Source organism: Lysinibacillus sp., assembly GCF_032093475.1.
Taxonomy (GTDB): domain Bacteria; phylum Bacillota; class Bacilli; order Bacillales_A; family Planococcaceae; genus Lysinibacillus; species Lysinibacillus irui.
In genome coordinates, this window is sequence record NZ_DAMDAY010000022.1 from 1 (window position 1) to 20321 (window position 20321).

16 protein-coding genes, 1 other RNA gene and 2 pseudogenes are annotated in these 20321 nt (G+C 38.4%); 5 read left to right on the forward strand and 14 right to left on the reverse strand.

Annotated features, from left to right (window positions below):
* The 7 genes from RT445_RS07155 to RT445_RS07185 form a co-directional block, all read right to left on the reverse strand.
* Positions 1–293: PAS domain-containing protein (locus tag RT445_RS07155; protein ID WP_313470250.1), on the reverse strand; the 293-nt coding region annotated here is incomplete at its 3' end.
* Positions 294–757: 464 nt separating this feature from the next.
* Positions 758–1137, reverse strand: an RNA gene (gene rnpB / locus RT445_RS07160) — RNase P RNA component class B.
* Between the two features lie 60 nt (positions 1138–1197).
* Positions 1198–1494 (reverse strand): cell division regulator GpsB, encoded by a 297-nt coding sequence (gpsB, locus tag RT445_RS07165; protein WP_274796467.1) that lies wholly within the window; start codon positions 1492–1494, stop codon positions 1198–1200.
* A gap of 121 nt (positions 1495–1615) precedes the next feature.
* Positions 1616–2863, reverse strand: a complete 1248-nt coding sequence (locus RT445_RS07170) for a ribonuclease H-like domain-containing protein (protein ID WP_274796466.1) — start codon at positions 2861–2863, stop codon at positions 1616–1618.
* Positions 2864–3303: 440 nt separating this feature from the next.
* A complete protein-coding gene (locus tag RT445_RS07175; protein ID WP_274796465.1) occupies positions 3304–5574 on the reverse strand; it encodes a DEAD/DEAH box helicase in 2271 nt (756 codons plus the stop codon).
* Complete coding sequence (locus RT445_RS07180) at positions 5549–5926, reverse strand: YppE family protein (RefSeq protein ID WP_396631794.1); 378 nt, start codon at positions 5924–5926, stop codon at positions 5549–5551. Before RT445_RS07180 ends, RT445_RS07175 begins: the two co-directional genes overlap by 26 nt.
* Positions 5927–6139: 213 nt before the next feature.
* Positions 6140–6334 (reverse strand): endonuclease, encoded by a 195-nt coding sequence (locus tag RT445_RS07185; RefSeq protein ID WP_274796463.1) that lies wholly within the window; start codon positions 6332–6334, stop codon positions 6140–6142.
* A 380-nt stretch (positions 6335–6714) separates the two neighbouring features.
* Between RT445_RS07185 and recU the strand changes: the two genes are divergently transcribed.
* Both recU and RT445_RS07195 read left to right on the forward strand, forming a co-directional pair.
* Positions 6715–7359 carry a Holliday junction resolvase RecU gene (gene recU, locus RT445_RS07190; RefSeq protein ID WP_313470254.1) on the forward strand — a complete coding sequence of 215 codons (645 nt, stop codon included), beginning with the start codon at positions 6715–6717 and terminating at the stop codon, positions 7357–7359.
* A gap of 2 nt (positions 7360–7361) precedes the next feature.
* The gene (locus RT445_RS07195; protein WP_313470256.1) at positions 7362–10028 is read left to right on the forward strand and encodes a PBP1A family penicillin-binding protein; all 2667 of its coding nucleotides are present in this window, start codon (positions 7362–7364) and stop codon (positions 10026–10028) included.
* A gap of 154 nt (positions 10029–10182) precedes the next feature.
* Here the strand turns inward: RT445_RS07195 and RT445_RS07200 are convergent, their stop codons facing one another.
* The 7 genes from RT445_RS07200 to RT445_RS07230 all read right to left on the reverse strand — a co-directional run bounded on the left by RT445_RS07200 (position 10183) and on the right by RT445_RS07230 (position 16827).
* Entirely contained in the window at positions 10183–10497 is a 315-nt protein-coding gene (locus RT445_RS07200) for a YpoC family protein (protein ID WP_313470258.1), read from the reverse strand.
* Positions 10494–11156: an endonuclease III gene (gene nth / locus RT445_RS07205; RefSeq protein ID WP_274796458.1), complete on the reverse strand. Its 663-nt coding sequence runs from the start codon at positions 11154–11156 to the stop codon at positions 10494–10496. The genes RT445_RS07200 and nth overlap by 4 nt, the downstream gene beginning before the upstream one ends.
* Positions 11157–11168: 12 nt before the next feature.
* Positions 11169–11900: a DnaD domain-containing protein gene (locus RT445_RS07210; protein WP_312505528.1), complete on the reverse strand. Its 732-nt coding sequence runs from the start codon at positions 11898–11900 to the stop codon at positions 11169–11171.
* Positions 11901–11977: 77 nt separating this feature from the next.
* On the reverse strand, positions 11978–13273 hold the full coding sequence (asnS, locus tag RT445_RS07215; protein ID WP_313470260.1) for an asparagine--tRNA ligase: 1296 nt from the start codon (positions 13271–13273) through the stop codon (positions 11978–11980).
* Between the two features lie 28 nt (positions 13274–13301).
* Positions 13302–14495 (reverse strand): pyridoxal phosphate-dependent aminotransferase, encoded by a 1194-nt coding sequence (locus tag RT445_RS07220; protein ID WP_313470262.1) that lies wholly within the window; start codon positions 14493–14495, stop codon positions 13302–13304.
* A gap of 16 nt (positions 14496–14511) precedes the next feature.
* Positions 14512–14994 (reverse strand): cell wall elongation regulator TseB-like domain-containing protein, encoded by a 483-nt coding sequence (locus RT445_RS07225; protein WP_016994292.1) that lies wholly within the window; start codon positions 14992–14994, stop codon positions 14512–14514.
* Between the two features lie 408 nt (positions 14995–15402).
* A complete protein-coding gene (locus RT445_RS07230; RefSeq protein ID WP_313470265.1) occupies positions 15403–16827 on the reverse strand; it encodes a tetratricopeptide repeat-containing diguanylate cyclase in 1425 nt (474 codons plus the stop codon).
* A gap of 319 nt (positions 16828–17146) precedes the next feature.
* Between RT445_RS07230 and RT445_RS07235 the strand changes: the two are divergent.
* The 3 genes and pseudogenes from RT445_RS07235 to RT445_RS07245 all read left to right on the forward strand — a co-directional run bounded on the left by RT445_RS07235 (position 17147) and on the right by RT445_RS07245 (position 19787).
* Positions 17147–19012: pseudogene (locus tag RT445_RS07235) on the forward strand (multicopper oxidase family protein).
* A 240-nt stretch (positions 19013–19252) separates the two neighbouring features.
* Positions 19253–19375: pseudogene (locus RT445_RS07240) on the forward strand (tyrosine-type recombinase/integrase); the annotation flags it as partial.
* 58 nt (positions 19376–19433) lie between these two features.
* Positions 19434–19787 carry a histidine kinase gene (locus RT445_RS07245; RefSeq protein ID WP_313470267.1) on the forward strand — a complete coding sequence of 118 codons (354 nt, stop codon included), beginning with the start codon at positions 19434–19436 and terminating at the stop codon, positions 19785–19787.
* Positions 19788–20321 lie beyond the last annotated feature (534 nt).

Below are 20321 nucleotides of genomic sequence, written 5' to 3' on the forward strand. Positions count from 1 at the left end.
CATATCTCACCTTGCCAAATGCCTTCTTGTCGTATCTGTTCCCACATCTCTAAATAGAAAGGCAATTCATGTACACCCGATTGCAAAACGGCGGGCGTTTTTCCAACCACTTCATCTCGTGTATAGCCTGTCACAAATTCAAAGGCGGGATTCACCATTACTATTTTTTTGTATTCATCCGTAATCATGATACCTTCAGATACATTTTCGAAGATTTTAAGTACTAAGGTCGTAGGATATTTTGAAATCAAATTCAACTTATCCATACTTTCCCAATTATTCACTCCGTTCATGTTTCCGCTCCATCCTATCTCTCTATACTCCCTAAGAAGGGCATTTCGTCAATCGGTATGTAATCCATTACGCCTCAGCGTAAATTTTCGCTGACGCTTCGCTTTCGCGTAGATAAAAATGCATCTAGATTTTCAAGCTTCCTTGAAAAGCGCCACTCCAAAATTTTAGGACACCGGCTGAAATGGAAAGAAGATGTACGTATTCTTATCACCTTTAGGATTGATACCTGAGGCTCGACTTATTTATCTACTCAAGATCTACATACATTATATTGTTACGATAACCGTTTAGATATTGTGACTTAGAAGCGGTAGCGATAGAGAGAGCACTGATTTAGCTATTCTCAAACGTATCGCGCATACCAAGACTTGATTAACAAGGTTACTTTTTCCTCATGAACTCAAAATAAAAGCTCTCCACCGAGTTGGAGAGCGCTTGTTATTCATAGATAAGCATCAAAAAATTCCATAAGCCATGTTTTGTTCCCGAGTACTCAAACAGCTTGCGCCTCGTACGATCAGGTGGTAATCATCTATCTACAGAGCAAACTCTGTCCCTCTATCCGTTCAATTCCTTCTAGAGAGTGCCCCTACCATAATTTGGGTTTCTCACTCGTGGGGTTTACCTCGTTCCACCTTGCAAGTTTCCAAGCAAGCTTCGTCACTGTGGCACTTTCAGGAAGTGTCAACCATATCCAAAGACGTAGGTTTTCCTTCCGCCGTCAGCCTGAACAGCTGCCTTACCTTATTTTTTCAGTAAGCACGAACACTACGGCCATCTCAGAACCGTGTGAGCATGGACTTTCCTCTACGACGTCTAGCGCCGCAGCGATTACCAGAATTTCATGATGATACGAAAGATTATACTAGAGTTTTATGTTAAATACAATATAAATGACTAAATTTATTCGTATAGCTTGCTACCAAATACATGTTTTTCTAAATTAGATAGACGTTTTAAAATATCAAAGTTAGTTGTACCAGCTGTTGCTGAAGCAACTGGTTGTCTCTTTGGTGTACTATCAATTTCCTCTTTTAATTGTCTATTTTCTTCACGTAGTTGGGCCACCACTTTTTCAAACGTTTCATAGTCTTGAATAATTTCATCAAGAAAAGAATCTACATCTTCTACATTATAGCCTTTAAAATTCTTTTTAAATTCCTTTTCAAGGATCATTTTTGACGTTAATTTAATGTCCATTCACATCGCCCTTCCTCACACTACATACACGAATACATTATAGCACACTTCATCACATTATATCGTCTGAAAACACCAATTGTAAGGATAAAGTTGTCGATTCTTGCGCTTACCCAGGAAATTATTTCTTATTTCCTAGTCTGTGCAATCGCTTTTCCCATGAAATTTCCCATTTTTGTTTTTGTTCTGCTCTCCATTGCTCATTATTTCGAATTAGACGTATGCCCTCATGCGTATAGTAAAGGGCCTGCTCATAATCTTTTATTTGATGCTCATAAAGTATGGCTAGCTGCTCAAGGACATGTAACTTTGTTCTTGCTTCTACAAAATGGAGAGAGGCCACAAATGAGTCAATGGCTTCACTATAGCGTTTACTCTTTTTATGCTGTAAGGCTAAATAATATTGAGCATGGCCTGCTTCTAGTGCATCAAATTGAGTTGTCACCTTTTCTAATACCCTAACACTTTGGGTGCTTTCTTTTAAATCACCATACCATTTCCCAATATTAGTGAAGGTTTTTGCGGATTCTTCATGGTCTTCCTCAAACAATAAATGTGTAGAATGACTATAAAGTGTGATAAGGGACAGTAAATCCCACTCGTTATGAAGCAAAACCTTCATAAGGGCATCTGGTATGCCGCTTTTCACAGCATCTAAATAAATAATAGGTGCGAGATGACCTGGAATATCTCCTTTTCGAGAAAAACCAAGTTTCTCTTCCTCCACAGATTTTAATTTTAAGCGCTCCATATCATTTTTCCATAAACGCTTCGAACTATGCAACAAATCTATTTGTCGTTGTGATCGTAATTTCGGTAACGTTTTCTGGTGAAGCGTCCAACGTGTTTCAAGCTGTGGCCAATCAAAGCTTTTTCCATTATAGGTAATAACGGTCGCTGTTTTTTGCCATAGCTTAGATTCAAACAAAAAAGCTGCCTCGTGTGCAGGGTCAGCAAGAATATATTGGGTCAACTCAAAACCTTCCTCTGCCATTTCTAAAAAACCGAGCAGAAAAATATGCGTTCCCACACCCTTTAAGCCGGTTGTTTCTGTATCAAAAAATAATACAGGTTCATTTATATCAAGCGCATAAGGGTGATGAAAATCGGCACCTTGCCATTTTTTCAAGGCATCAAAAAATGACCGTAGCTGATAATGGCCATGCTGATAAGAAAATGGATAGTGTACTTGACGCTTAAACACAATGCCAAAGTCATTTTCAACAACCGTTAGTCCTGCTTTTTGCCATTGCTCTGTATAGCTTGGCTTTGCAGGCTTTTGAAAAGCGGGTTCTTCCACCTTTTGTTGAGTCGCTGGTTTTTTACCAAGCATTTTTTTCATTTGGAGTATTTTATTTTCGTAAGACATGTATTTCACTCATTTTCTGCTTATAGTTAAGACATCTCTCTAGCAAGAGTAACACGATTTATTAGCTCATTCAAAATATTCTTTGCTCTAAACACATATGTAGGAGTTAGCTCGTGATTCTAAACATCCTTATCCTTTTTCCAATCATAGGGAGTTTTAGACCAATTAAAAAGTAATAGGGCAAAGAGCAGCACGATCATACTAATAATCATAATGGATAAGCTTTCCTTCCATTTCAATTCGTCATTTGAAATATATTGAAAACCTGTTCTAAGTAGAAAATAAATGATGGGGTAAAAGAAATAATGTAACTGATTCTTTTTCGTACGCTCTGCTCATCCTCTCTTACCCTTTCCTTCAGTAAAACCCGTAGCATGGCGGCACAAAAATGGAAGAAGGCTTAGGGAACTTATACTGTCATCCCTTAAGCCTTCTATATTTTACTTTTGAGTTAATAGCCGAAGTAGTACTACTACTCTCTTCTTCCCTTCTTGCAAACTGTCTTGTGCACCAATGCATGATGGACAGCCAGACTCACAAGGACAACTTGAAACATGCACTAATGTTTTGATTATAAGATCTTCCCATAAGTCATAAACCTTTTCACTTAAACCAATACCACCAGGATACTTATCATAAATGAAAAATGTTGGCAATTCATTATGTGAAGCTTTTACTTGTGGTACGACAGCTACATCGCTACTGTCGCACTGAATAAATATTGGAATAAAGGCATTCATCGCATAAGCTGCTCCAGTCATCGCGTCCGTTAATTCTGCTTCGGACCATTGATCTACTTTGTTGAACGATAACCAAGACGAGCTTGTATGCATTTCATCTGGCGGTAGATGAATAGGTCCAGACCCGATATTGTCATGTGTGCCGAAGCGGATTTTCTTGAAAATCGTTGCCTGTGCCACTAAGCCAACATCGCCAAAACCAATCGTACCACCTCCATAATGACGACTACGATCCTCCTCTAGCACCTTCATCTCAACTGCTAAATTAGCATCTGTATAATAATCTACATCTACTTCACGGACATAGGCTTTCTTTTCTTCCCAATCAAGTTTCTCTACTTGAAATTGAATACCTTGATGCAGGTATATAGCTTCTTCGTGTAACAGGGTCATCGCACTATGACGATCCATTTCACCAATCACCTTTGTTTGGGCAGGAATGGACAGATCAATTATGACCACATTTTCCTGGGACGCTGAGCGCAAGCTTATATCGTGCGCGGGGAAACGGTCACTCATCCAATGCCACTTATCACTCGTCTTAAAGACAACCCCTTCTTCCGCTAAATAATCCAATAAATCCTGGATGTCATATTCTCCATACATATCGCCTGTTGAAAAAGGTAGCTCGAAGGCCGCACATTTTAAATGATCCATTAAAATCAACATATTTTCTGGATAGATACGCGCTTCCTCTGGCGTACTCCCTAGTAAAAACAACGGATGATTCACCACATACTGGTCTAATGCGGAAGATTGGGCAACATAAATAATCAATGCCTCATCCTGACGTCTTCCTGCACGTCCTGCTTGTTGCCAAGCACTCGCAATATTTCCCGGGTAACCGGTCATAATACACGCTTGTAATTGGCCGATATCCACGCCTAATTCTAATGCATTAGTGCTAACTACCGTTTGGATTGTGCCATCACGCAGGCCTTTTTCAATGACGCGGCGCTCAGATGGCAAGTATCCCCCTCGATAACCACGCACAGATTCATCAAGCAGCTTGTTTCGTGTAAGTTCCTTTAAATAGGTCACAATCATCTCAACACGCACCCGACTTTTAGCAAAAATGATCGATTGAATGCCAGCAACATAAAGTCTTTTAGCTAAATCACTGACCTCTAAAACGGCACTCCTACGCACCCCAAACGTTTTATGAATAATAGGTGGGTTGTAAAAAAGGAAGGTTTTTTTGCCAACTGGTGCACCCGAATCAGCAATGAGCGTATGTGGTTCATTCGTCAGCAGCTCTGAAAGCTCCTTAGGATTTTTTATAGTAGCAGACGTACAAATGAACACAGGGTTACTGCCATAAAATTCACAAATACGCTTTAATCTACGAATAACATGTGCCACATGTGAACCAAATACCCCTTTGTAGGTATGCAGCTCATCAATTACGATATATTGTAAATTTTCAAAGAGGGATACCCATTTCGTATGGTGTGGCAATATACCTGAATGAAGCATATCAGGGTTTGTCATAACAATGTGCCCTGCCTTGCGAACCTTTTGACGAATGCCTGGAGCCGTATCTCCATCATACGTATAACTCAATATCTCCTCACCACTTAGCTCGATAAGGTCATTTAGGTCATTTTTTTGATCTTGCGCTAATGCCTTTGTCGGAAATAAATAAATGGCACGCGCGTTTGGATCTTCCAATATTTTTTGCAACACTGGTAGATGATAGCAATACGATTTACCAGATGCAGTTGGTGTAACCGCAGTAAACGATGTACCACACTGCGCCAAATCAAAAGCCTCTCTTTGATGGGTGTAAAGTTGCTCAATGCCTCTTGCCTGCAATGCCTTCACTAATGAAGGGTGTAAATTTTCCGGGAAAGGTGCATATTTGGCAGGTCGGCCCTCCAATGTTTGCCAATGAAGAATACGCTCTTTTAATTCTTCATCATATCTCCACTCTTGTAAAAGCTCACTAATCGTTCGTTTCTTCGTTAGCATCCGTTTCTCCCTCCCTTACCAATCGTTCAAAGATTTTTAATGTATAGGAGGTAGAATGAATCGCATCTAAAAAACGTTTTTTACTTGTTTCTTTATAAAAAGACTGCACAACAAATTGCTCCATCGATTCTACCGCTGAAGCAATTTGTTGAGTATGCATATATTTCGGTCGATTTTGTTCAATCCATTTATTTGCTTCTTGCTGCCATTCCTTCAACAGCTGGTGAATTTTATCAGCGTGTGGTTTCACCTCTTGAAAAAAATCTGGCGTCCGGTCTTCTTCACGCATTTGCCAGAACCTTGATACACTATGTTCACATTCATCTATTAATTGGGCTGTTTGCTGAATCACTAACAATTTTGCACCTCATCTCTCATCAATCACGTAAGCAAATATATTTCGTAGTCATTGCATATATATGGTGAGTATGTCTTGTCCATCAAATCAACTACGGAAATATCACTGCATTGACACCATTCACCGTACTTTTGTGGTAAAAATTGTATCAATTTTAATGCTATAGCGATAGTTCAATTGCTTATGAGATAAGTGTACCAAAGTCTATCATTTTTCACTACTAGTAGGCGAACAAGCATTCTTTACTTGCCAGTTCTTTTCTGCTAAGCTTACTTTCTGGCTAACCGCTTTAAGCTGCATAAAAAAGTGCAAACTCTGTGCATTGTTTTCCAGGGACACTCTTGTGAAAAGTAATTGATTGACCAGATCTAACTGCGCAACTAATTGTTTTAACTTGTTCAAAATAACGCCTCCTTTGCTTTAACTTTAGTATTCCTCGAATGTATAGAATTACCTTCAAGGGTGACAAAATAAGCGTAAGTTAGCTGAAAGAAGAAGATTTTCGATAAATTTTTAATAGTGAACCTTCAACCTAAAAAAGCGTCATGAATGAAGGGTCTGAATGTGAAAAGATTTCAACCCGATTTCGTGTTTCATTTTATCAGTTATTTTGACGATTCGAGTAATAAAGGAGCTGGCGAATTTTCGACGCAATTTGTTCTTCATTATCTTTCGTTATCTACTATTCTAGTAGCGGTAACATAATAAATGGAAGTAGAGAATAGCTATAAAAACATGGTAAACTAATGATTAGAAATGCAGTATGGTAAAGGGTGAGCTTAATGACAATTCGTTATCCAAACGGGAAATTGTATACCCCCAATGCTTCTGTACAGAAAACAGAAAAAAAAAGTAGAAACAAAGATTTGTCTTTTAGTAATCGTGGAAAGACGCTAGAAGATGAAATTAATGAAGCAAACGACTATTATATAAAAAGGCGACTTGCTATCATTCATAAGAAACCTGTTCCTGTGCAAATCGTCAAAGTAGAGTATCCTTCGAGAAGTGCTGCTGTTATTCGAGAAGCATACTTTCGAACACCTTCCACAACCGACTACAATGGTGTTTGGAATGGGCATTATATTGATTTTGATGCAAAGGAAACTGCTTCCAAAACGAGTTTCCCCTTAAAAAATATTCATGAGCATCAAATGACCCATATGCAGCAAGTGACGGAACAAAATGGTGTGGCTTTTATAATCGTTCGCTTTTCTGCTTTTGAACGTTATTTTATTGTGCCATATGAAGTTTTACAAAAGGCCTGGCAAGCAATGGAGAATGGCAGTCGGAAATCGATACCCTTTTCAATGATTGAAGAAGAGGCATATGAAATTCCTACGACTTATTATCCACGTATCGATTATTTGCCCATCATCCAACGATTGATCGATGCGAAATGCTGCAGGTTTGAAAGTGAGGAGAAATAAGAATGACTGAACGTCGTCGAACACGTGGAGAGCATCAAAAAGCTCTCGCTGAAAAAAATAAAAAGAAAAAGAATAAACCAACTTCATCCGCTAAGACATGGTTTAAACGTATTTTCTTAGCGATCTTAGCTATCGGTGTGGCAGGCTTCATAGGAGGAGCTGGGTTATTTGCCTACTATGCTAGCACAGCACCAGAGCTTGATGAGGAATTATTAAAGGACCCTGTTTCTTCAGAGTTCTACGATAAAAACGGTGAACTATTCGCAACAATCGGTGCAGAAAACCGTAAATATATAAAATATGAAGATATACCAGAAGATATGGTTAACGCTATTCTAGCAACGGAAGATGTACGCTTTTTCGAGCATCACGGGATGGATTTTTATCGTTTAGGTGGTGCTATTCTTGCCAACTTCCGTGATGGCTTCGGTGCTCAAGGTGCATCTACCCTAACACAGCAAGTTGTGAAAAACTCTTTTTTACAAAATGAGAAAAAATTAAAGCGTAAAGCACAGGAAGCATGGCTAGCCTTTCAGTTAGAGCGTAAATATTCAAAAGAAGAAATTTTTGAAATGTACTTCAATAAAATGCTCATGTCAGGTCGTATTTATGGCTTCGGAACAGCAGCACAATATTTCTATGGGAAAGAATTAAAAGATTTAACATTAGATGAAGAAGCCTTATTAGCAGGGTTAGTACAACGACCTAATGCTTATAATCCATTAAAAAATCCTGAGCTTGCAAAAAAACGTCGTAACACAGTTTTAGGATTAATGTATCAACATGGAAAAATAACTAAAGCTGAAATGGAAGAAGCAAAGAAAGTGGAAGTTCAAGCAGGTCTTGCTGATGATGCAACACGTCAATCATTTGCTGGTTCCAAATATGATGCCTTCCTAGATGTCGTGATTAATGAATTGGAAGAAAACGGCGATGGAACGGCGATGGCAGAAGGGATTAAAGTTTACACAACACTTGATCCAGGTGCCCAAAAGGTTGTAGAAAATGTCATGAACGATGACAGTAATTTCCCTACTGAAGAAATTCAGTCTGGTGTTGCAGTTATCGATACAAAAACGGGTGCGATTCAAGCGGTTGGTGGTGGTCGCCATTACGGTGCTGAACGTGGCTGGAACTACGCAGACGACCTGAAAAAAAATCAACCAGGTTCTACAATGAAACCATTAGTTGACTATGGTCCAGCTATCGAATATTTAAATTGGTCTACAGGTCAAACACTTGTCGATGAGCCAATGAATTACACAGGTACAAAACAAACGATCACAAACTGGGATGGCCGATATATGGGTGCCATGACTGCTCGTAAAGCTTTATATGCTTCACGAAACGTTCCTGCTGTCAAAGCATTACAAGAGGTTGGCACTGAAAAGGCAAAGGAATTTGTAGGAAATTTAGGCATTAAAACAGATGATCTTTATGAATCGGATGCAATTGGTGGAGGAGCTATTACAATCTCCCCTATCCAAATGGCAGCTTCTTATGCAGCTTTCGGTAATAACGGGGTCTACACGGATCCACATGCGATTTCAAAAATTGTCTATCGTGATGGCAAAACATCTAAAAACTACACACCTGAATCTAAAGTTGCTATGAGCGATTATACTGCTTATATGGTAACGGATATGCTGCGTGATGTAGTAGGCAATAAACCAGATGCATCTGGTACTGCTGCCAATGTACCTGGCTTAGATATTGCAGGTAAAACAGGTACAACAAACTACTCTGCAGAAGATTTCAATAAATATAACTTACCGAATACAAGTGTGCCTGATTCATGGTTTGCTGGTTATACAACAAACTATTCCATTGCGATATGGAGTGGGTATGAAAAACATTTTGATCCAATTACAACATGGGAAGAACGTCGATTACCACAAAATTTATTTAAGTCGATAATGCAAGAAATTTCAGCTAATGTTGAAACAGCAAGCTTTAAAAAACCAAATTCGGTTGTAGAAGCAACGATTGAAGTAGGCTCTAAACCACTAAAATTAGCAAGTGATTACACGCCTAGTGAATTGCGTCAAACAGAGCTATTTGTACGTGGAACTGAACCAAAAGAGGTGTCGACTGTCTATGAAGCACCAGAATTATCAACACCTTATAATGTTTCGGCAAGCTTAGATTTAGAAGCACAGTCCATTAATATTTCTTGGGAACATGATGCTATCGTAGATCCAGAAACGGACGAACCATTACCAACTTCATTTGAAGTCACTGCTACACGTGATGACGGTCAAACGTTTGCTCTAGGCACAACCGAGAGCAAAGGGCTAACCGTTGGCAATACGCTAGAGGATGGAAATTACACAATCTCTGTCGTAGCCATTATGGACGGCACACGTAGTGAACCTGGTACAACTACTTTCCAAATCACAAGCACGTCTGAAGAAGATTTAGAAACGGAAGAACCAGATGAGCCAGAAATTGATTTACCAATAGATCCTGGGCAAGAAGACAATGGTAATAACAATGGCAATGGTGAAAATGGCAATAATGGTAATGGCAATAACCATAATAATAATGGTAATGGGCAAGGTAATAATGGCAACGGAGGAGACCCTGGCAATAATAATGATGGCAATCTACAGCCGACGACTCCAACCGAACCTACCAACCCAACTGAAGAAGATCAAAGCACAGAATAAACGAAAAAACCGAGAAGCACATGATGCTGCTTCTCGGTTTTTTATATGAGCGGATATAGAGGCTATCTGTCAGATTTAACGCGCTATCCTTCACTTTTTTCGCTCTATCCTTCACTTCATGTCTTTTATCCACTTCCTGCACTTATCAATAACCCTAGCTTTTACTAGCTTGAATTCGCAAGCGTGCTGTCCGCTTTTTTGTCTCCTTAAATAACTCATCTAGCTGACGATAACATGCATATTGACCTGGCTTCGCTTTGATAAAGGCTAGTCGTTCAACGCCATTAATCGGTAACACTTCATCCCCTGCAGCATGTACAAGTTGTTCAAACAACTCAATTGCTTCCTCCATTAACTGCTTAGCCATGCCGCTTCTTGTATCATGAGCTGTATGGATCGTCGTTTGCAGAGTTGTCCACTTGGTAAACCATGCATCTACTTTATCTTTTGCGATGGCCTCACTATTCATGCTTCCTTCACCAAGCCCTTCTTCAAACGTTTTTGCCCTTCCCGACAATCACTGAGTAAAGGACAGGTATGGCATCCTGGATTTTGAGCCTTACAATGGTAACGCCCAAAGAAAATTAACTGGTGATGTGTTTTGGACCATTTATCCATTGGCGTTTTTTTCATAATCGTTTCTTCCACTTCTAGTACTGAATCTTTCCATCGACATAGGCCAAGACGTTTGGACACACGCTCGACATGGGTATCCACTGCAAGTGCTGGAATATCAAAGGCCACTGAAAGCACCACATTGGCGGTTTTTCGTCCTACACCAGGCAATGTTACCAGTGCTTCTCGTGTTGCAGGTATTTCACCACCATACTCATCCAACAAACGTTGGCATAAAGCCTGAATATTCTTCGCCTTATTGCGATAGAGACCAATAGAGCGAATATCCTGCTGCAATTCCTCTAACGATACAGCTAAGTAATCTTCTGGCGTTTTATATTTTTGAAATAATGTTTTTGTCACCTTATTGACTAGTACATCTGTACATTGGGCAGATAATAATGTAGCAATAGTCAGCTCAAAGGCATTGTCATGTACAAGCTCACAATGTGCATCGGGAAACATTCGATCCATTTCATCTAGACAATGCTCCCACTGTTTTTTCGTTAACAAACCGGATGCCCCCTATTCTCTTTCTTCTAACCAATTGTAAAATGGTACTTTATTGGTCGATTGTGTTGATTCTTGTTGTACTGTTCGAGCTGGTGCTCTGTTAAATGTCTGCTTCTCACGGAACTGCTCACTTTGCTTTTGAGCAGCTTGAGGTGTCGTTATATTTTTCTTTTTCCACTCTAATAAAATGCGATCAATATAACGAATACTCAGCTTCCCAGCAAAAACAGCCTCCTTTAGGGCCTCTTTAATGAGTGCTGGACTATGCTTGTCCTCATCAAGCCAACATCCTATTTTTTCAAGCTCTAAAGGAGATAAAAGGCGTCCCATTTCCTCTTCAAATAGACGAAAAATCTCTCCTTCTTCCTGACGAAGTGTCGCTGCAGACGTTTGCTGCTCTTTCATATCGATTATCTGCACAATTCGCTCCCAAAGTGGATATACAGAATATTTTTCATATAATCGACCACTCGTATCCACATCTCTCGTAATTTCGAGGAAGCCTTTTTGCATTAATCGTTGTAAATGCTTCGTAATATCATTGTCAGGCATCGTGAGACGATTCTTTAGATCATTAGGTGTTGGGAAATCATTCCCTTCCATATGAAAGGCTAGTAAGTGCATGACAAGGAGCGCCTCCTCATCCTCCATATTTAACTCCTTATAAAACTGAAAAAAAAGCTGAGGAATTGGAATCATTCTCTGCTCAGTCCATGTACGGAGTCGATGATTATTTACGTTCATGTTTCTCCAGACTCCTTCTTTAAGTAAGTAGAAAAGCCGCGTAGATAGTTCACTACGCGACTTTTAAATTGATTAGCTTATGGATATAAGCGGTTCAGTAAACGTGGGAATGGAATTGTTTCACGAATATGCTCTGTGCCAGAAATCCATGCTACAGTTCGCTCTAATCCAAGTCCAAAGCCTGAATGCGGAACAGAACCTTGTTTACGAAGTTCTAAATACCATGCATAGGCATCTAATGAAAGGTTATGTTCCTCTAGGCGAGATTTTAATAAATCATAGTCATGGATACGCTCAGAACCACCAATAATTTCACCGTAACCCTCTGGTGCAATTAAATCAGCACATAATACAACATCATCACGGTCTGGGTGTGGTTGCATATAGAATGGTTTAATACCTACAGGGTAACACGTAATAAATACTGGTTTGTCAAACGAATTGGCAATTGCTGTTTCGTGTGGCGCACCAAAATCATCGCCCCACTCAATATCGTCAAAGCCTTGTTCGTGTAGAAGCTTAATAGCATCATCATAAGAAATACGAGGGAATGGCGCTTGGATGTTTTCAAGCTTCGATGTATCACGGCCTAATCGCTCTAAATCTAATTTGCAGTTTGCCAGAACAGACTGTACGATATGCGCTACATATTGCTCTTGTACTTCTAAATTCTCTTCAAATTCCACGAATGCCATCTCCGGCTCGATCATCCAGAACTCGATTAAATGACGACGTGTTTTAGATTTTTCAGCACGGAATGTTGGACCGAATGAGAATACTTTCCCTAATGCCATTGCAGCCGCTTCCATGTAAAGTTGACCAGATTGAGATAGATACGCATCTTCATCAAAATATTTAGTATGGAATAGCTCTGAAGTACCTTCAGGCGAAGATCCTGTTAAAATTGGTGGATCCATTTTTGTAAAACCATTGTTGTTGAAAAATTCGTATGTTGCACGAATAATTTCGTTACGAATTTTCATTATGGCATGCTGTTTACGAGAACGTAGCCATAAATGACGGTTATCCATTAAAAATTCAGGGCCATGTTCTTTTGGTGTAATTGGGAAATCTGTTGCTGCATGTAGTACTTCAATTCCTGTTACAGCAAGTTCACAGCCAAAGCTTGAACGTTCGTCTGCTTTAACCTCACCAATAACATACATAGAAGTTTCTTGCGTCATCCCTTTTGCCGTTGTAAAAATTTCTTCGCCTACTTCTTCTTTCACTACAACGCCCTGCACGAAGCCAGAGCCATCTCGTAGTTGTAAGAAAGCGATTTTTCCGCTTGAACGTTTGTTAGCTAACCAAGCGCCAATTTTGACTGTTTCACCGATATGCTGAGGCATATCTTTAATCATAATTTTTTTCATAGAAATCCTCCAAAGTCGACTAGAAGGATTAGTCTTGCCATTTTGATTTAACAAATGAATCAATACGGCAGACTGCCTCTTCTAATAAGTCTAAAGATGTAGCATAAGATAATCGCATTGTAGTTGGCGCGCCGAAGCCAGAGCCTGGAATCACTGCTACGTTTGCTTCTGTTAAAATATCCGCAGCAAATGCATCTACTGAATCATAGCCAGTATGAGCCATAGCTTCTGCTACGTCTGGTAATAAGTAGAATGCACCCTGTGGTTTTAATACATGGAAGCCAGGAATTGCACTTAACTGTGGATAAATTTTCTCAAGACGAGATTCAAATGCTTGTCGCATTTCTTCTACTGCGTCCTGTGGTCCATTATACGCCTCCACAGTTGCATATTGTGCAGTTGTTGTCGCATTAGATGTTGAGTGTGATGCAAGGTCAGTCATTGCTTTAATAATGTCTGCGTCACCTGCAGCATACCCAATACGCCAGCCTGTCATAGAGTGAGATTTTGCCACACCGTTTACAACGATTGTACGTGCTTTCACTGCATCAGAAAGTTGTGCAATTGAAAAATGCTCAATACCATTGTATACAAGCTTCTCATAAATTTCATCTGACACGATTAAAATATCTTTTTCTTCTGCAACAGCAGCAAGTTCTGCTAGCTCTTCACGAGAATAAATCATGCCTGATGGATTGCTAGGTGAATTGATAATAACTGCTTTCGTTTTATCAGTCACAGCCGCTCTTAGTTGATCCGCTGTAATTTTATAGCTTTGTTCACGTGTACCTTCAACATATACAGGTACACCGCCAGCTAATTTCACTTGTTCTGGATAAGACACCCAATAAGGTATTGGAATAATAACCTCATCGCCCTCGTTTAAAATCACTTGGAATAGCGTATATAAAATATGCTTTGCCCCTACACCAACAATTACTTCGTTTGGTTGATAGGCAAGGTTATTGTCGCGTTGAAGCTTATCAATAATCGCTTTTTTCAGAACTGGTAGTCCGCCAGCAGGTGTATATTTTGTATACCCTTTTTCCATTGAATCAATGGCTGCATTTAAAATGTTTTGAGGTGTATTAAAGTCTGGTTCACCAGCCCCAAGACCAATAACATCAATACCTTGCTCTTTCAATGCTTTTGCTTTTGCAGTAATAGCTAATGTTGAAGATGGTGTTAAAGTTTTTACACGTGTTGCTAATAAATTTTTCATCCGGGATCTACTCCTCTTATAAATTCGTAATGCGCTTCCACCAGTCGCCATCCTTAAACAAAATATAGACATAGTTGAGCTGATCATGGTCGTTTAGATATGTAATTTCCCAAACAGCGCCAGGCTCCTCATAGCCTAATTTCATGTGGAGGACTTTTTGGACATTTCCTTCATTTTTAAAAACCGATAATGCTTGCTTTTCCGTAATACCATCTTCTAATAACACTTCCTGAATGGAATCCTCGTCCAGATTCGTCGGAACAAAGACAGCTTTTTTATCACCGTATTCGTCTACCCCGAACACAGTAACATACGAATGTTTGCCATTATATGTGTAGGACTCCGATACAATTGCGAGGGCTTTGGCATCAAGTGCCAACTGTTCAGCCTGCTCTTCAATTGAACGGAATGGAGCCTCGGCTTTCCAGAGTACTAAAATGCTAATGACAAGTGACAACGAAACAATAAAAACAGAAATGAAAATCAACCAGTTTTTCATCTATTCACCCTATGTTTCACATCAAGCATATTTCGCATAACACATAGCCGATGTTTACGTGTGTCTATAATTGCGTAACTAATCATTTTGCTTTCCATTTTGTCAACCTGCTTTCTTTCCGCATACCACAACATTATACAACAAATTTGTGCTGTCGTGTTTCTTAATTTCATATATTGTACGTTGCTAGAACAACGTTTTCAAATGATTGGCGCAGTAAATTTCATTCTACATTTTTTCAGGCTTGTTTAAAGAGCTCCTCTTTAAAAATTTGTGCCATTTGCAAAGTTCCGAACATCTCCTTTATTAGAGAGCATCTTTTTTCTCTTCTGTTTCACTTTTGGTGCAAAAGCAACTACTACAACAACATAAAAATTCCTATTCAACAATGAATAGGAATGAGTATGCCTATGATAGCTCGTAAAGAACACAGCTGGCACGGCCATTAGCTTTCGCCTGGTATAAACAGCTATCTGCCCGTTCAAAAAGCTCCTTGTAATGATAATTTTTCTGATCGTTGATACAAGCACCCATACTTACCTTTACAGGGTAGCTTTCTTGTTCTTGCTCCAGCTTCAATGTAAGTAAAAAAGCATGTGTATTTTTGACAAGTGATTTAATATAATCCTTTTGTTGATGTCTCATACAAATGATAAATTCATCTCCACCGTAACGAATTATTTTCACATCTTCGTCCTGTAAAAACTCCTCTAAACCATTTGCTAATAGCTGTAAAATCATATCGCCAAACAAATGACCATGCATGTCATTGAATAGTTTAAAATAATCAATATCTAGCACAGTAATGCACACATAGCATTGCGTAAGTTTGGCTGTATTTAACCACTCCTGTAGCTCAAAATCTAAAAAATGACGATTTAATACGCCTGTTAAAGGATCATAGTGGGCTTTTTTCTCCAGCTTTTCCTTCTGCCGCTTAAATTCCAAATTCATTACTTGTTGTAGTAAATTAGCAACACTCATTTTCTCTGTGAGATCAATGTATTCACGCTGTAATTCAAAGATTTCATCTCGCCAATCCAATTGATACAATACGTTTAATAATAATCGCATTACTTTTTTTGTATTCGGCTTATCTCCATAGGATTTGGCAAGTTCTATAGCCTGTTTGTAATAGGATACTGCTTCATCAAGCTTTTGTTGCTTTTCATATAAAAAACCATAGCCAAACAAAGCCGCTACTTTTTCACGCTTATGGTGATCAATAATGTCAGACGTTAATGAATCGTCAAGCAATGCCTTCCCCGTTTTAAAATCCCCTTCTAAAATATAAACATCTGCTAAATTGTTATTAATCCGTATATCGTGCAATTTTGCTAAATCAGGCATTGATTCCGTTAACGACCTATTATACTCCCTCGCCAATAGCCCTGCTTGAAGTGCCTCTGTCGTACAGCCCTTCTCTACCTCTAAATAGCATAAATTATTATGACAACGAACAAGCATAATGGGGTCCTGTAACTCCAGTGCGTAGACAATGGCTTTTTTCGTCATCTCCACTGTTTTTTCACGAATGTCAACCAAGTCATAGATTAATGACATCACTAAATGGTAATGCATTAAATCTTTACTAGAACCATATTTTTGACAAATGGCCTCGTAATCATGTATAAGGCTAACCATGCTTAAGGTATCGCCTAATGAATGATGAACTAATATTTTTTGAAAGTATAAATCCAATACATACGTATAATTATTGTTCTCTAAAGCTATTAAAAGACCTTGATCTGCTAGTTTTAATGCCTCTGTTAAGTACCCCTTTGCGCGCATTTCCATGATCGTTTTATTTAATTCTTCTAATGTTAATTCCACCGTCTCACCACTTCTCCAAACCCCTATATCATCCAATTTCACTTCTACTTTCTCAATTATAAGGCATATTTATTTGCTTGGTATGTTTTTCAGCAACATACCAACTATTACCTGCGTTTCAAAAATCTCTAGGCATAACAATATATAATCTTATATCGGTTCACCTTCCACCTAAATAATAAGAAAATGCACCGCAGCTAAAATTTTTATGTTTTTACACATTTTTCTCCATTATTGTCCTCGTTACCTATTGTTTTCACCCATATGATGAGATAATGAGCAAATTTAAAGTATTGAAAAGGGACGTGATGTTGTGAGTATGCAAATAAACCCCTCTGATCCAGCAACTATTCCAAAATTTGTAGATGAACTTCCAAAACCTGTCGTAGCTAAACCTAAATAATGTCGAGGGCAACAAAAAAATGATTATTATGAATTGGTCATGATGGAAGGCGAGCACCGTTTCCATAAGCATTTTCCAAAATCTTTAATTTGGGGTTACAATGGGCTTTATCCGGGGCCGACCATTGAAGCTACAAAAGATAAAACCATCTATGTGAAATATAAAAACCAGCTACCCTTACAGCACTTTCTGCCAGTAGACTTTACGCTCCACGCTGCCAACGATTCACAAGAGGTAAGAACCGTCACTCACCTACATGGAGCCAATGTGGATTGGGAAAGTGATGGTCATCCAGAGGCGTGGTACACAAGAGACTACCGCCATACTGGACCAAAATTTACTAAAGAAATACATGAATATACTAATCACCAGCCAGGTACTACTATGTGGTACCATGACCATGCAATGGCTTTAACACGTCTAAATGTATATGCAGGCTTAGCAGGCTTTTATTTATTAAGAGATGCACTTGAGGAACGTTCTAATTTACCTTGCGGAGACTATGAATATCCGATTTTAATTCAAGATAAATCATTTAATGAGGATGGCTCCTTGTTTTATCCAGATGAACCACCATTCCCTGTTCCTGTCCATCCCTCCATCACACCTGGCTTTGTTGGCAATACAATCGTTGTCAACGGAAAACTATGGCCCTATTTAGAAGTGGAGCCCCGTAAATATAGATTTCGCTTTCTCAATGGCTCCAATCGTAGGGGCTATGTCATCGGACTTTCAAATGATCAGCCAATGGTTCAAATTGGTACAGACGGCGGATTTTTAAACGCCCCCAAGACCATTCAATATGTTGAGCTTCTACCCGCTGAGCGTACAGATATCATTATCGATTTTTCAAGCTGCGAGGGACAGGAAATCACCTTAATGAATGCTGATACCGATTTCAGTGATGAACACACAAATGTCATTATGCTATTTAGAGTTACACTTCCTTTAAAATGTGAGGATACAAGTGAAATTCCAGAAAGACTTGCTGTTTCCATGGATCTTCATCCACACCATGCACATATTGAAAGACAATTGCCACTGACAGCTACAACCGATGAATATGGCCGACCAATGTTATTATTAAATGATCGTATGTACCATGATCCAGCAACAGAAAAACCATCTTTGGATAGTGTGGAAATATGGAACTTTATTAATGCTACACCTTTCATACATCCTATTCACTTACACCTTATCCAATTTAAAATTTTGGAACGAAGACCTTTTGACCTTGAACGCTATCAAAATGAAGGCATCGTAGAATTCACAGGGCCTCCTGAAGAACCACGAGACTATGAGCAAGGTTGGAAGGATACCGTGAAAGCAGATGCTGGTAAGGTCACTAAAATTATTATGCACTGGAAAGATCATATCGGTCATTATATGTGGCATTGTCACTTCCTTGAGCATGAGGACCACGATATGATGCGTCCTATTCTTGTCATGAAGGATGTCCACGCAGTCCAACAACCACATGCAGCAGTTGAACACGCTACCCAACATCAAGAAAAGACTGCTACAGCAAATACAACTAGTACGACAAATGCTACTAACACCACGACAAGTACTACCCATCATAACGAGTCTCCCGCACCATTATTAAATACTACAGAAGCTCGCTTACATGAGGAAAAGAGTGAAGATCCTATAATTGAAGAGGAATCTATTACTGTTCATGTAGGAAATAATGCACAGCAGCGACCTCCATTGCTCATGCAATCATTTTCAACTCAGTCTAATAGCAATAGGCTACAGCGTCGTAGAACAAGAAGATTTTAATTAACAGGTTCCTTCCAAGGAAAACCACCAAGTAATTAAATAGACTAAACTAATAAGAGGATATATGTTCAATATAAGAGCGTATATTCTCTTTTTATCCATATTAGATTTGTTATTTAGATATTGAAAATATAGTTTAATATGTATATAATGAACCTTTTTTGGCGGCAATGTATGTATCCTACAGTTAGTGAAGGCTTTAGACCAAGTAATATTTAATAACTTTGGAGGTTAAGTGCTATTAAGGTCCAAGAGGTTATCTTTGAGAACAACAATAAGAGGTACATATTGCTTAATCAAAAGGGATTTCCAGTAATGCCAGCTATGAAATATTTAAAGTATTTAGACAAAACAGGAAAAACCCTAATACTTATAATTTGACAAATTGTAATTATTAATAAATATAATCTTGATACTTAATATGGCGGAAGGAGAGGAAAATGAAAAAAAAATAATTATCTTTAATCTATTATTTTGTATAGTAGTTATTTTTGTTAATTACAGTTATTTTAATTCTAAATCTCGAAACGCTATCGTATACAACTATGTGGAAAACTATATTGAAATTAACTATGGCATTGGTAGAGAAAATTTAAAATCTGAAGAAATCAATTACCTAAGAGGAATGGGGTTGTTTGAAATAGAAGTTAAAGATATAGAAACTAAAAATGATTACTTTTTTGAAGTGGATATTAGAGATGACTATTCATTATATTATATAAAAGATCTTACTGAGCTTCATCGTAAAAATCATCCTAAAAATCAAGCTGATTAAAGAAAGTTTATTTCAACAGGTATCAGCAATATTTTGAGATAGATATAAAGTTTAACAATACAACAATATACCCCGACTTATAAAGCATTCTTGAGAGAGTGCTTTTTTATTATGTTTAAAATTAACTGAATCAATTTCATAAATCATCTTTGTCAAAATTTTAGAAGGCTACTAAATCGATACCTGCATTTTAAGAGAGGAAAAGGAATTGGTATTGTTGAAGATTAGATCACAGAAAATGCTCAAACTTTTTTATAAAAATTAAACAATACTTCACAGAGGAAGAATCCGTTTTCATCAATCTTTTTTCAAAAGGGATTCTTCTTATTAGGGTTTTCGAGGTATTTTTGCTCAAGATGTTTATAAAAAAGACGGTAAACAAAGAAAAGTCCCCAAACGATAGTTTAGGGGCTTGTTATCAATTTATAAGTCAGGGCAAATGCTATAGTTACCTATAAAAATATGCTTGTGAACGAAGAGTGGATTTAACATGTAGCAATTATACCATTAGTTGCGTTTAATATAAAAAAAGCG

Coding starts and splice junctions, on each gene's coding strand:
- RT445_RS07200 (WP_313470258.1), bottom strand. CDS start 10,497: ATGAATAGTGAGGCCATCGCAAAAGATAAAGTAGATGCATGGTTTACC.
- RT445_RS07220 (WP_313470262.1), bottom strand. CDS start 14,495: ATGAAAAATTTATTAGCAACACGTGTAAAAACTTTAACACCATCTTCA.
- gpsB (WP_274796467.1), bottom strand. CDS start 1,494: ATGGACATTAAATTAACGTCAAAAATGATCCTTGAAAAGGAATTTAAA.
- RT445_RS07170 (WP_274796466.1), bottom strand. CDS start 2,863: ATGTCTTACGAAAATAAAATACTCCAAATGAAAAAAATGCTTGGTAAA.
- recU (WP_313470254.1), top strand. CDS start 6,715: ATGACAATTCGTTATCCAAACGGGAAATTGTATACCCCCAATGCTTCT.
- RT445_RS07245 (WP_313470267.1), top strand. CDS start 19,434: ATGGCGGAAGGAGAGGAAAATGAAAAAAAAATAATTATCTTTAATCTA.
- RT445_RS07175 (WP_274796465.1), bottom strand. CDS start 5,574: ATGCTAACGAAGAAACGAACGATTAGTGAGCTTTTACAAGAGTGGAGA.
- RT445_RS07210 (WP_312505528.1), bottom strand. CDS start 11,900: ATGAACGTAAATAATCATCGACTCCGTACATGGACTGAGCAGAGAATG.
- asnS (WP_313470260.1), bottom strand. CDS start 13,273: ATGAAAAAAATTATGATTAAAGATATGCCTCAGCATATCGGTGAAACA.
- RT445_RS07195 (WP_313470256.1), top strand. CDS start 7,362: ATGACTGAACGTCGTCGAACACGTGGAGAGCATCAAAAAGCTCTCGCT.
- RT445_RS07225 (WP_016994292.1), bottom strand. CDS start 14,994: ATGAAAAACTGGTTGATTTTCATTTCTGTTTTTATTGTTTCGTTGTCA.